Here is a 12,412-nt window from a genome sequence, read left to right as displayed (position 1 = left end):
TTATGGACATTGCCGCACTCCGCGCTGAGCAGTTACAACGCGCCGCTGAGGTAGTGCGTGAGGATGACTTTGATGTGCTGCCGCCCCGTTTTATCGGCGGGGCGGACGTTGGATTTGAGCAGGAAGGCACCGTAACGCGGGCGGCGATGGTGATACTGGAGTATCCCTCGCTAACGCTGGTGGAGCATCGTATCGCGCGCGTTGAGACCACCATGCCCTACATTCCGGGCTTTCTCTCATTCCGCGAGTATCCGGCACTGATGGCCGCCTGGCAGATGCTGGAACAAAAGCCGGACCTGCTGTTTGTGGATGGGCACGGTATTTCGCATCCAAGACGACTGGGCGTCGCATCGCATTTTGGCCTGCTGGTGGATGTGCCGACGATTGGCGTTGCGAAAAGCCGTTTGTGCGGTCGTTTTGACGATCTGGACGCGCAGCCCGGGAGCCGGCAGCCGCTGATCGACAAAGGTGAGCAAATTGGCTGGGTATGGCGCAGCAAGCTGCGTTGTAATCCGTTGTTTGTCGCCACGGGTCATCGCGTCAGCCTGAATACTGCGCTGCAGTGGGTCGAAAACTGTACGCGCGGTTACCGGTTGCCGGAACCGACCCGCTGGGCCGATGCGGTTGCCTCGAACAGAACCGCTTTCCAGCGCTGGCAAAACGCGCTTTAACACTGTTTGTGCTGCGGTTTTGCAGTTACACTGCGGCCAGCGAAACGAATAAGAGCCACCTTTATGTTACAAAATCCCGTTCATCTGCGTCTGGCGAAGCTGGAAAGCTGGCAGCACCTTACGTTTATGGCCTGCCTGTGCGAGCGCATGTATCCCAACTATCGGGCGTTCTGCGAGCAGACTGAATTTGCCGATCCGGCGCTATATCGCCGCATTCTTGATCTGATCTGGGAAAACCTGACGGTTAAAGATGCGAAGATTAACTTCGACAGCCAGCTGGAAAAGCTCGAAGCTGCCATTCCGGATGGCGATGCGTTTGACGTTTACGGCGTTTACCCGGCTATTGATGCCTGTGTGGCACTAAGCGAAGTCGTGCATGCGCAGCTGAGCGGTGAAACGCTTGAACATGCAATTGAAGTCAGCGAGACGTCAATTACCACTGTCGCTATGCTGGAGATGACCCAGGCTGGGCGCGAAATGACCGATGACGAGCTGCGTGAAAACCCGGCTATCATCGATGAGTGGGACCTTCAGTGGGAGATTTTCCGCCTGCTGGCGGAGTGTGAAGAGCGCGACCTTGAATTGATTAAAGGTCTGCGATCTGATCTGCGTGAAGCTGGAATTAGCAACATCGGTATAAATTTCCAGCAGTAAGGCGATAAAACGTGACTTCAGGCCCGAATTAGCGCGCCTGGAGGCTTCACATTGGCCCCCTGTCTGGTCTACATTTGGGGGGCTGAAAATTGTGGCTATCGGTGCGTGCAGGCAGAAGAGTGCCAGAATATGGCTTTTCCCTCGCACTCGTTGCTTAGCAAGCGATAAATACACTTTAAGGATAACTTATGAACAAGACTCAACTGATTGATGTGATCGCAGAAAAAGCTGACCTGTCTAAAACCCAGGCAAAGGCAGCGCTGGAATCTACTCTGGCTGCGATCACTGAGTCTCTGAAAGATGGTGATGCTGTACAACTGGTTGGTTTTGGTACTTTTAAAGTGAACCACCGCGCTGAGCGTACCGGTCGTAACCCGCAGACTGGCAAAGAGATCAAAATCGCTGCAGCAAATGTACCGGCATTCGTGTCTGGTAAAGCGCTGAAAGACGCCGTTAAGTAAGACGTCGCACTGCGGTTAAGCTTTAAAACAGGGGGCGTTTCGCCCCTTTTGTTTAAGAGGCAAGCCATCATGACCCCGCTGTTTCAGCGTTTTTGTATTCTGTTTCTCTCCCTGATTCTTTTCGGTTGCAGCTCAACTCCGGATATTCCTCCTTTTTCTGCCAGTGGCTATCTTGCCGATCGTGGTGTTGTCCGTATCTGGCGCAAAAATAGCGATCATCAGTCGGTCCATATTCGCACCCTCTATACACCCTTCAGTGGCGGTGAAGGTGAAGTGACAGATTACGTCTGGCTGGAAGGGTCGTTGATCAGCATTCAGCGCCAGGTAAAGGGCAAACAGCCTGACGATGTGACCCTGCGCTTTGATCAGGCGGGTGGTCTCAACTTCATGCAGCGCCAGCTTGCAGGGCGGCGTGAGGCGGTCAGCCCGGATGCCATTGAGCTCTACAAGTTTGATGCGGAGCGGATGCGTAACCTCAGCGATGCGCTTTTAAGCGGCAGGGTGTTTCTGAAGCAGGGACACTGGCTGGGAAGCGATCGACTGGAGACGTGTGAAGGCCAGCAGGTCAGACCCGCTTTTGACGCTGACGATCGGCAGTTGCTGATACAGCAGCAGCAGAGCGCATCGGCACCGCTCATGGTGTCGTGGCTTGAAGCGCCGGAAGGGCTACAGTTGTTGCGGGTCAGTCAGCAGGATGACTGCTCACAGCAGCCGACAGAAGACGATATGTGAAGTGAAAAGGGGGCACGCTGTGCCCCCTGTGCTTATTTACGATTAATGGCGCGGTAGCCAATATCGCGGCGACAGAAGCTACCCTGCCATGAGATCGGCTTTGTCAGCTCGTAAGCCCGCTTTTGTGCGGCTGCTACGTCGTCGCCCAGCGCGGTGACACACAGCACGCGGCCACCGTTGGTCAGCACCCGATCTTCTTCCAGACGTGTTCCGGCATGGAATACCTTACCGTCAGCCACTTCCTCCAGTGGCAGGCCATGAATCTGGTCGCCCTGCGCATAATCACCCGGATAACCGCCAGCTGCCAGCACCACACCCAGCGCAGGTCGTGGATCCCATTGTGACGTTTTCTGATCCAGCTTACCGTCACAGGCAGCCAGGCAAAGATCGACCAGATCCGACTGCAGGCGCAGCATGATCGGCTGCGTCTCCGGATCGCCAAAGCGGCAGTTGAATTCGATCACTTTCGGCTGTCCGGTATGATCGATCATCAGGCCCGCATAAAGAAAACCGGTGTAGACGTTGCCTTCAGCGGCCATGCCACGCACGGTCGGCCAGATCACCTGATCCATCACGCGCTGGTGGATCTCATCGGTAACCACCGGCGCCGGGGAGTAGGCACCCATGCCGCCCGTGTTGGGACCGGTGTCGCCATCACCCACACGCTTGTGATCCTGGCTGGTGGCCATGGGCAGCACATGCTCGCCGTCCACCATCACGATGAAGCTGGCTTCTTCGCCCTCCAGAAACTCTTCAATCACAATGCGGTGTCCGGCATCACCAAAGGCATTACCGGCCAGCATATCCTGAACCGCATCCTCCGCTTCCTGCAGCGTCATCGCGACAATCACGCCTTTACCTGCGGCCAGGCCGTCGGCTTTTATAACGATTGGCGCGCCTTTCTCGCGCAGATATGCGAGAGCGGGCTCAACCTCGGTGAAGTTCTGGTATTCGGCACTCGGGATCTGATGACGTGACAGGAAATCTTTGGTGAAGGCTTTAGAACCTTCCAGCTGTGCAGCGGCCTGAGTCGGACCGAAGATAGCGAGGCCTGCCTTACGGAACGCATCGACCACGCCGATCACCAGCGGCGCTTCAGGTCCGACAATCGTCAGATCGATCTTTTCGCGCTGGGCAAATTCCAGCAGGGCGGGAACATCTGTCGCACTGATCGCAATATTCTGAAGCGCAGGCTCTAATGCGGTGCCCGCGTTACCCGGCGTGACAAACACCGTTTCCGCTAACGGCGACTGAGCCGCTTTCCAGGCCAGAGCATGTTCACGTCCGCCATTACCGATTACTAAAATTTTCATCTGTTACTCTCCAGAACAATTAATGGCGGAAGTGGCGCATGTCGGTGAAGATCATGGCAATGCCGTGCTCATCAGCCGCCGCAATCACTTCTTCATCACGGATGGAGCCGCCAGGCTGGATAACACAGCTCACGCCGGACGCCGCTGCAGCATCAATTCCATCACGGAACGGGAAGAAAGCATCTGACGCCATGGCGGATCCTTTGACTTCCAGACCTTCATCGGCTGCTTTGATACCTGCAATTTTAGCGGAGTAGACGCGGCTCATCTGCCCGGCACCTATACCAATTGTCATGTTGTCGCGCGCATAAACAATGGCATTGGACTTAACAAACTTCGCCACTTTCCAGCAGAACAGCGCATCACGCAGCTCCTGTTCGGTTGGCTGGCGTTTGCTGACCACGCGCAACTGGCTGGCATCCACCATACCGAGATCGCGATCCTGGACCAGCAGGCCACCATTGACGCGTTTGAAATCCAGTGCGGCAGTACGGTTTTGCCACTGACCACAGATCAGCACACGGACATTCTGTTTAGCCGCGGTAATTTTCAGCGCGGCTTCGGAAACGGCGGGTGCGATGATCACCTCAACAAACTGGCGGCTGATAATCGCCTGAGCCGTCGCTTCATCCAGCTCGCGGTTAAAGGCGATGATGCCGCCGAACGCGGAAGTTGGGTCGGTCTGATAAGCCCGCTCATAGGCTGCCAGCAGATCATCACCGGTTGCGACACCACAAGGGTTTGCATGCTTGACGATGACGCAGGCGGGTTCACTGAACTCTTTGACACACTCGAGTGCAGCATCGGTGTCAGCAATATTGTTATAGGAGAGTGCCTTGCCCTGAACCTGCTGCGCAGTGGCCACTGAGGCTTCACTGATATTCTCTTCTATATAGAAGGCTGCATCCTGATGGCTGTTTTCGCCGTAACGCATGTCCTGCTTCTTAATGAAGTTCAGATTCAGGGTACGCGGGAAACGGCCAGCGGGCTGATTGCGTTCACCGTGATAGGCGGGCACCAGGGTGCCGAAGTAGTTAGCGATCATGCTGTCATAAGCGGCGGTGTGTTCGAAGGCTTTGATTGCCAGATCGAAACGGGTCTCAAGCGTCAGTGCGTTCTCATGAGCGTCCATTTCAGCAATGATGGCATCGTAGTCGCCGCTGCTGACCACAATGGCGACATCTTTATGGTTCTTTGCAGCAGAGCGCACCATGGTTGGGCCACCGATGTCGATATTTTCCACTGCATCTTCCAGTGAACATCCTTCACGGGCGACAGTCTGTGCAAAGGGATAGAGGTTAACGACCACCATGTCGATTGGGCTGATATCGTGCTGCGCCATGATGGCATCATCCTGGCCGCGACGACCTAAAATGCCGCCATGCACTTTCGGATGCAGGGTTTTGACGCGTCCATCCATCATTTCCGGGAAGCCGGTGTAGTCAGAGACTTCAGTGACAGCCAGACCCGCATCCGCCAGAAGGCGAGCTGTTCCACCTGTGGAGAGCAGCTCGACACCGCGACTTGAGAGCGCCTGAGCAAATTCGAGGATACCGGCTTTGTCAGAGACACTGAGCAATGCGCGGCGTACAGGACGAGGTTGTTGCATGGTGGTTTATCCCTTGGCTTTGTTTCGCGTATATAAGAGCGTTACGTCAGGCTTCATAGCGGTTTTCTCTTCTATATAGGAAGAAAAGATCAAAAACCTCAGGTAACGCCCCGAAAAGGGGTGTCCGGAATATTGCCCGGCATTGTAGCGAAAACGTTTGCGCGATGCTCGCCTAAATTCATATAGCCCGCTCTGTGTGGATAACATTGTGTGTAACTGCGTATAACAGCGGCTTTTGCTGTGGAATGCAGCGAACGCTCTCTTTTATTCAATTTATGGGTTGCGACTCTCCGACAACTCCCTATAATGCGCATCCATCGACACGGAACACCGGCAACGGGAAGCGGGTTGAGAGGCACAGGAGACTGCGCCGCCGGAGAAAAACTTCTGAAATAGAGGTTGACTCTGCAGGAGGAAAGCGTAATATACGCCACCTCGCGACAGGACGCTAACGCACTGTTCGCACTGCTCTTTAACAATTTATCAGACAATCTGTGTGGGCACTCGCAGGATTGATATCAGCGTCTCCGGACGTAAAAAAATATCAAAGCCTCACGAGTGAACACATAATGAAATTCATTATGACGTTTTACAGATGAGCACCGCTTAACTTGTTTAAGCAAATCAAACTTAAATTGAAGAGTTTGATCATGGCTCAGATTGAACGCTGGCGGCAGGCCTAACACATGCAAGTCGGACGGTAGCACAGAGAGCTTGCTCTTGGGTGACGAGTGGCGGACGGGTGAGTAATGTCTGGGGATCTGCCCGATAGAGGGGGATAACCACTGGAAACGGTGGCTAATACCGCATAACGTCGCAAGACCAAAGAGGGGGACCTTCGGGCCTCTCACTATCGGATGAACCCAGATGGGATTAGCTAGTAGGCGGGGTAATGGCCCACCCTAGGCGACGATCCCTAGCTGGTCTGAGAGGATGACTAGCCACACTGGAACTGAGACACGGTCCAGACTCCTACGGGAGGCAGCAGTGGGGAATATTGCACAATGGGCGCAAGCCTGATGCAGCCATGCCGCGTGTATGAAGAAGGCCTTCGGGTTGTAAAGTACTTTCAGCGGGGAGGAAGGCGATGTGGTTAATAACCGCATCGATTGACGTTACCCGCAGAAGAAGCACCGGCTAACTCCGTGCCAGCAGCCGCGGTAATACGGAGGGTGCAAGCGTTAATCGGAATTACTGGGCGTAAAGCGCACGCAGGCGGTCTGTTAAGTCAGATGTGAAATCCCCGGGCTTAACCTGGGAACTGCATTTGAAACTGGCAGGCTTGAGTCTTGTAGAGGGGGGTAGAATTCCAGGTGTAGCGGTGAAATGCGTAGAGATCTGGAGGAATACCGGTGGCGAAGGCGGCCCCCTGGACAAAGACTGACGCTCAGGTGCGAAAGCGTGGGGAGCAAACAGGATTAGATACCCTGGTAGTCCACGCCGTAAACGATGTCGACTTGGAGGTTGTTCCCTTGAGGAGTGGCTTCCGGAGCTAACGCGTTAAGTCGACCGCCTGGGGAGTACGGCCGCAAGGTTAAAACTCAAATGAATTGACGGGGGCCCGCACAAGCGGTGGAGCATGTGGTTTAATTCGATGCAACGCGAAGAACCTTACCTACTCTTGACATCCAGAGAACTTAGCAGAGATGCTTTGGTGCCTTCGGGAACTCTGAGACAGGTGCTGCATGGCTGTCGTCAGCTCGTGTTGTGAAATGTTGGGTTAAGTCCCGCAACGAGCGCAACCCTTATCCTTTGTTGCCAGCGCGTGATGGCGGGAACTCAAAGGAGACTGCCGGTGATAAACCGGAGGAAGGTGGGGATGACGTCAAGTCATCATGGCCCTTACGAGTAGGGCTACACACGTGCTACAATGGCGCATACAAAGAGAAGCGACCTCGCGAGAGCAAGCGGACCTCACAAAGTGCGTCGTAGTCCGGATCGGAGTCTGCAACTCGACTCCGTGAAGTCGGAATCGCTAGTAATCGTGGATCAGAATGCCACGGTGAATACGTTCCCGGGCCTTGTACACACCGCCCGTCACACCATGGGAGTGGGTTGCAAAAGAAGTAGGTAGCTTAACCTTCGGGAGGGCGCTTACCACTTTGTGATTCATGACTGGGGTGAAGTCGTAACAAGGTAACCGTAGGGGAACCTGCGGTTGGATCACCTCCTTACCTGAAGATACCTTCCCGCGCAGTGCCCACACAGATTGTCTGATAGAAAATAACGAGCAAAGTGTCTTTCGAAGACAGACTTAATTGTCCCCTTCGTCTAGAGGCCCAGGACACCGCCCTTTCACGGCGGTAACAGGGGTTCGAATCCCCTAGGGGACGCCAAAGCTTGGTGACAGGTGAAAGATGTTGCCCACATATCTTAAAGATGACTTACGAGTCATGTTTAAGATATTGCTCTTTAACAATCCGGAACAAGCTGAAAATTGAAACGACGTGTCGTTTTCATTCTCCGTAATAAGAATGAAAAGCGCGACACGTTCGAGTCTCTCAAATGCTTGCAGCTCGCAGCGTTGTAAAACGCCTGTGGGTTGTGAGGTTAAGCGACTAAGCGTACACGGTGGATGCCCAGGCAGTCAGAGGCGATGAAGGACGTGCTAATCTGCGTAAAGCGACGGTAAGGTGATATGAACCGCTACAGCCGTCGATGTCCGAATGGGGAAACCCGGTGCACTCTGTGCATCATTGCAGCATGAATACATAGTGCTGCAAGGCGAACCGGGGGAACTGAAACATCTAAGTACCCCGAGGAAAAGAAATCAACCGAGATTCCCCCAGTAGCGGCGAGCGAACGGGGAGCAGCCCAGAGCCTGAATCAGCATGTGTGTTAGTGGAAGCGTCTGGAAAGTCGCAGGGTACAGGGTGATACTCCCGTACACAAAAGCACATATGCTGTGAGCTCGATGAGTAAGGCGGGACACGTGGTATCCTGTCTGAATATGGGGGGACCATCCTCCAAGGCTAAATACTCCTGACTGACCGATAGTGAACCAGTACCGTGAGGGAAAGGCGAAAAGAACCCCGGCGAGGGGAGTGAAACAGAACCTGAAACCGTGTACGTACAAGCAGTGGGAGCCTTCTTTATGGGGGTGACTGCGTACCTTTTGTATAATGGGTCAGCGACTTATATTCTGTAGCAAGGTTAACCGTATAGGGGAGCCGCAGGGAAACCGAGTCTTAACTGGGCGTTAAGTTGCAGGGTATAGACCCGAAACCCGGTGATCTAGCCATGGGCAGGTTGAAGGTTGGGTAACACTAACTGGAGGACCGAACCGACTAATGTTGAAAAATTAGCGGATGACCTGTGGCTGGGGGTGAAAGGCCAATCAAACCGGGAGATAGCTGGTTCTCCCCGAAAGCTATTTAGGTAGCGCCTCGTGAACTCATCTCCGGGGGTAGAGCACTGTTTCGGCTAGGGGGCCATCCCGGCTTACCAACCCGATGCAAACTGCGAATACCGGAGAATGTTATCACGGGAGACACACGGCGGGTGCTAACGTCCGTCGTGAAGAGGGAAACAACCCAGACCGCCAGCTAAGGTCCCAAAGTCATGGTTAAGTGGGAAACGATGTGGGAAGGCACAGACAGCCAGGATGTTGGCTTAGAAGCAGCCATCATTTAAAGAAAGCGTAATAGCTCACTGGTCGAGTCGGCCTGCGCGGAAGATGTAACGGGGCTAAACCATGCACCGAAGCTGCGGCAGCGACACTATGTGTTGTTGGGTAGGGGAGCGTTCTGTAAGCCGTCGAAGGTGTGCTGTGAGGCATGCTGGAGGTATCAGAAGTGCGAATGCTGACATAAGTAACGATAAAGCGGGTGAAAAAGCCCGCTCGCCGGAAGACCAAGGGTTCCTGTTCAACGTTAATCGGAGCAGGGTGAGTCGACCCCTAAGGCGAGGCCGAAAGGCGTAGTCGATGGGAAACAGGTTAATATTCCTGTACTCGGTGTTACTGCGAAGGGGGACGGAGAAGGCTATATCAGCCGGGCGACGGTTGTCCCGGTTTAAGCGTGTAGGCGGAGGGTCCGGTAAAATCCGGTCCCTTATTAACGCTGAGGCGTGACGACGAGGCACTACGGTGCTGAAGTGATAAATGCCCAGCTTCCGGGGAAAAGCCTCTAAGCATCAGGTAACACAGAATCGTACCCCCAAACCGACACAGGTGGTCAGGTAGAGAATACCAAGGCGCTTGAGAGAACTCGGGTGAAGGAACTAGGCAAAATGGTGCCGTAACTTCGGGAGAAGGCACGCTGGCGCGTAGGTGGAGGGACTTGCTCCCCGAGCCGAAGCCAGTCGAAGATACCAGCTGGCTGCAACTGTTTATTAAAAACACAGCACTGTGCAAACACGAAAGTGGACGTATACGGTGTGACGCCTGCCCGGTGCCGGAAGGTTAATTGATGGGGTTATCCGCAAGGAGAAGCTCTTGATCGAAGCCCCGGTAAACGGCGGCCGTAACTATAACGGTCCTAAGGTAGCGAAATTCCTTGTCGGGTAAGTTCCGACCTGCACGAATGGCGTAATGATGGCCAGGCTGTCTCCACCCGAGACTCAGTGAAATTGAACTCGCTGTGAAGATGCAGTGTACCCGCGGCAAGACGGAAAGACCCCGTGAACCTTTACTACAGCTTGACACTGAACATTGAGCCTTGATGTGTAGGATAGGTGGGAGGCTTTGAAGCGCGGACGCCAGTTCGCGTGGAGCCAACCTTGAAATACCACCCTTTAATGTTTGATGTTCTAACGTAGGCCCGTAATCCGGGCTGCGGACAGTGTCTGGTGGGTAGTTTGACTGGGGCGGTCTCCTCCTAAAGAGTAACGGAGGAGCACGAAGGTCAGCTAATCACGGTCGGACATCGTGAGGTTAGTGCAATGGCATAAGCTGGCTTGACTGCGAGAGTGACGGCTCGAGCAGGTGCGAAAGCAGGTCATAGTGATCCGGTGGTTCTGAATGGAAGGGCCATCGCTCAACGGATAAAAGGTACTCCGGGGATAACAGGCTGATACCGCCCAAGAGTTCATATCGACGGCGGTGTTTGGCACCTCGATGTCGGCTCATCACATCCTGGGGCTGAAGTAGGTCCCAAGGGTACGGCTGTTCGCCGTTTAAAGTGGTACGCGAGCTGGGTTTAGAACGTCGTGAGACAGTTCGGTCCCTATCTCGCCGTGGGCGCTGGAGAATTGAGGGGGTTGCTCCTAGTACGAGAGGACCGGAGTGAACGCACCACTGGTGTTCGGGTTGTCATGCCAATGGCATTGCCCGGTAGCTAAGTGCGGAAAAGATAAGTGCTGAAAGCATCTAAGCACGAAACTTGCCCCGAGATGAGTTCTCCCTGACTCCTTGAGAGTCCTGAAGGGACGTTGAAGACTACGACGTTGATAGGCCGGGTGTGTAAGCGCAGCGATGCGTTGAGCTAACCGGTACTAATGACCCGTGAGGCTTAACCTTACAACGCCAGAGGCGTTTTTGAGAGACATGATTTTCAGCCTGTACCGGATAATAATCTGCGCGGCCTTCACGGGCGGCGCGGAGACAGAATCTGCCTGGCGGCTTTAGCGCGGTGGTCCCACCTGACCCCATGCCGAACTCAGAAGTGAAACGCCGTAGCGCCGATGGTAGTGTGGGGTCTCCCCATGCGAGAGTAGGGAACTGCCAGGCATTAAATAAGTGAAGAAGCCCCGCACGAGAGTGCGGGGCTTTTTTACGTCTGCATTATTTTGCGTCTGCGCTATGTCCCTTTAACACTATCCCCCTTTAAGCTGAAACATTTTCATTTTCCGCATGAAACCTCGACATCTCACAACGATCAGGCTAATGTTGGGCATCCAGATGTCTAAACGTTTATATGGTTACGAGAGGTGAGCAGGTTATGCCAATCAGGGTTCCCGACGAATTACCGGCAGTGAATTTTTTGCGTGACGAAAACGTCTTTGTCATGACGTCGTCGCGCGCCAGTGTTCAGGAGATCCGACCGCTTAAAGTGCTCATACTGAATTTGATGCCGAAAAAGATCGAAACAGAGAATCAGTTTCTGCGTCTGCTTTCCAACTCGCCCTTACAGATCGATATTCAGCTGCTGCGCATCGACAGCCGCGAGTCACGCAATACGCCCACTGAGCACCTCAACAACTTCTACTGCAATTTTGAAGATATCCAGCATGACAACTATGACGGCTTAATCGTGACAGGTGCGCCACTGGGGCTGGTCGATTTTAATGATGTTGCTTACTGGCCCCAGATTCAGCGCGTGCTGCACTGGGCAAATGAGCACGTCACCTCAACGCTGTTTGTCTGCTGGGCCGTGCAGGCGGCGCTTAATATTCTGTATGGCATTCCCAAGCAAACCCGACATAACAAACTGTCCGGCGTCTATGAGCATCAGATATTGCATCCTCATGCCTTACTGACCCGGGGTTTTGATGATAATTTCCTCGCACCACACTCTCGTTATGCTGATTTTCCTACTCAACTGATCTCGGATTACACCGATCTTGAGCTGTTTGCTGAATCGGAACAAACCGGTGCCTATCTGATGGCGAGTAAAGACAAACGCCTGGTATTTGTTACTGGCCATCCGGAGTATGACGCGCTGACGTTGTCTGGTGAGTATCATCGTGATTATGAAGCGGGTGTGAATCCGGAAGTCCCCTATAACTATTTCCCACAGGACAATCCGGCCCTGCCACCGCGCGCGACCTGGCGTAGCCACGGTAATCTGCTGTTCTCGAACTGGCTCAACTACTACGTTTACCAGATCACGCCATTCGATCTGCGTCGCATGAATCCAACGCTGGAATAGTCCCGCCCGAAGATCAACTGAACCGTGTTAGCCGATGGCAACACGGTTTTTTTTCGCCTGAAAAACAGCAATGAAAGTCGTTCCTTTAATAAATAAAACTTTAAAGCTATATAAAACATCAGGATAGCTGGGTTAATGTATAAAAATGGAAATAGTTTTTGAT

The 12,412-nt window shown here is 53.7% G+C and carries 7 protein-coding genes, 1 tRNA gene and 3 rRNA genes; 9 read left to right on the top strand and 2 right to left on the bottom strand.

What is annotated here, in order from left to right; all coding sequences use genetic code 11:
* Positions 1-2 precede the first annotated feature (2 nt).
* The 4 genes from nfi to EE896_RS17930 all read left to right on the top strand — a co-directional run bounded on the left by nfi (position 3) and on the right by EE896_RS17930 (position 2,518).
* A complete protein-coding gene (gene nfi / locus EE896_RS17945) occupies positions 3-671 on the top strand; it encodes a deoxyribonuclease V (protein WP_003850133.1) in 669 nt (222 codons plus the stop codon).
* A 63-nt stretch (positions 672-734) separates the two neighbouring features.
* On the top strand, positions 735-1,325 hold the full coding sequence (locus tag EE896_RS17940) for a YjaG family protein (RefSeq protein ID WP_003850135.1): 591 nt from the start codon (positions 735-737) through the stop codon (positions 1,323-1,325).
* Between the two features lie 188 nt (positions 1,326-1,513).
* The gene (gene hupA / locus EE896_RS17935) at positions 1,514-1,786 is read left to right on the top strand and encodes a nucleoid-associated protein HU-alpha (protein ID WP_003850136.1); all 273 of its coding nucleotides are present in this window, start codon (positions 1,514-1,516) and stop codon (positions 1,784-1,786) included.
* A gap of 69 nt (positions 1,787-1,855) precedes the next feature.
* On the top strand, positions 1,856-2,518 hold the full coding sequence (locus EE896_RS17930; protein WP_003850138.1) for a DUF1481 domain-containing protein: 663 nt from the start codon (positions 1,856-1,858) through the stop codon (positions 2,516-2,518).
* A 32-nt stretch (positions 2,519-2,550) separates the two neighbouring features.
* Here EE896_RS17930 and purD read toward each other — a convergent pair whose 3' ends face one another.
* Complete coding sequence (purD, locus tag EE896_RS17925; protein ID WP_140915618.1) at positions 2,551-3,831, bottom strand: phosphoribosylamine--glycine ligase; 1,281 nt, start codon at positions 3,829-3,831, stop codon at positions 2,551-2,553.
* Positions 3,832-3,850: 19 nt separating this feature from the next.
* Entirely contained in the window at positions 3,851-5,440 is a 1,590-nt protein-coding gene (gene purH, locus EE896_RS17920) for a bifunctional phosphoribosylaminoimidazolecarboxamide formyltransferase/IMP cyclohydrolase (RefSeq protein WP_008927150.1), read from the bottom strand.
* 632 nt (positions 5,441-6,072) lie between these two features.
* On the opposite strand from purH, the gene EE896_RS17915 reads away from it, so the two are divergent.
* From EE896_RS17915 to metA, 5 genes are all read left to right on the top strand, one after another.
* A 16S ribosomal RNA gene (locus EE896_RS17915) occupies positions 6,073-7,614 on the top strand.
* Between the two features lie 86 nt (positions 7,615-7,700).
* Positions 7,701-7,776, top strand: a tRNA-Glu gene (locus EE896_RS17910).
* A 212-nt stretch (positions 7,777-7,988) separates the two neighbouring features.
* A 23S ribosomal RNA gene (locus EE896_RS17905) occupies positions 7,989-10,898 on the top strand.
* A gap of 94 nt (positions 10,899-10,992) precedes the next feature.
* Positions 10,993-11,108: ribosomal RNA gene (rrf, locus tag EE896_RS17900) — 5S ribosomal RNA — on the top strand.
* The 16S, 23S and 5S rRNA genes sit together here with 1 tRNA gene alongside, the layout of an rRNA operon.
* A 211-nt stretch (positions 11,109-11,319) precedes the next feature.
* Positions 11,320-12,249: a homoserine O-acetyltransferase MetA gene (gene metA / locus EE896_RS17895; protein WP_003852776.1), complete on the top strand. Its 930-nt coding sequence runs from the start codon at positions 11,320-11,322 to the stop codon at positions 12,247-12,249.
* Positions 12,250-12,412: the final 163 nt, after the last annotated feature.

Source organism: Pantoea eucalypti (assembly GCF_009646115.1).
Lineage (GTDB): Bacteria > Pseudomonadota > Gammaproteobacteria > Enterobacterales > Enterobacteriaceae > Pantoea > Pantoea eucalypti.
Note: the sequence above shows the minus strand (reverse complement) of the source record. Positions and strands in the feature narration are given on the sequence as shown.

Bases quoted from the DNA above. Each gene is read 5' to 3' on its own strand.
- nfi (WP_003850133.1), top strand. From the start codon at position 3: ATGGACATTGCCGCACTCCGCGCTGAGCAGTTACAACGCGCCGCTGAG.
- EE896_RS17940 (WP_003850135.1), top strand. From the start codon at position 735: ATGTTACAAAATCCCGTTCATCTGCGTCTGGCGAAGCTGGAAAGCTGG.
- hupA (WP_003850136.1), top strand. From the start codon at position 1,514: ATGAACAAGACTCAACTGATTGATGTGATCGCAGAAAAAGCTGACCTG.
- EE896_RS17930 (WP_003850138.1), top strand. From the start codon at position 1,856: ATGACCCCGCTGTTTCAGCGTTTTTGTATTCTGTTTCTCTCCCTGATT.
- purD (WP_140915618.1), bottom strand. From the start codon at position 3,831: ATGAAAATTTTAGTAATCGGTAATGGCGGACGTGAACATGCTCTGGCC.
- purH (WP_008927150.1), bottom strand. From the start codon at position 5,440: ATGCAACAACCTCGTCCTGTACGCCGCGCATTGCTCAGTGTCTCTGAC.
- metA (WP_003852776.1), top strand. From the start codon at position 11,320: ATGCCAATCAGGGTTCCCGACGAATTACCGGCAGTGAATTTTTTGCGT.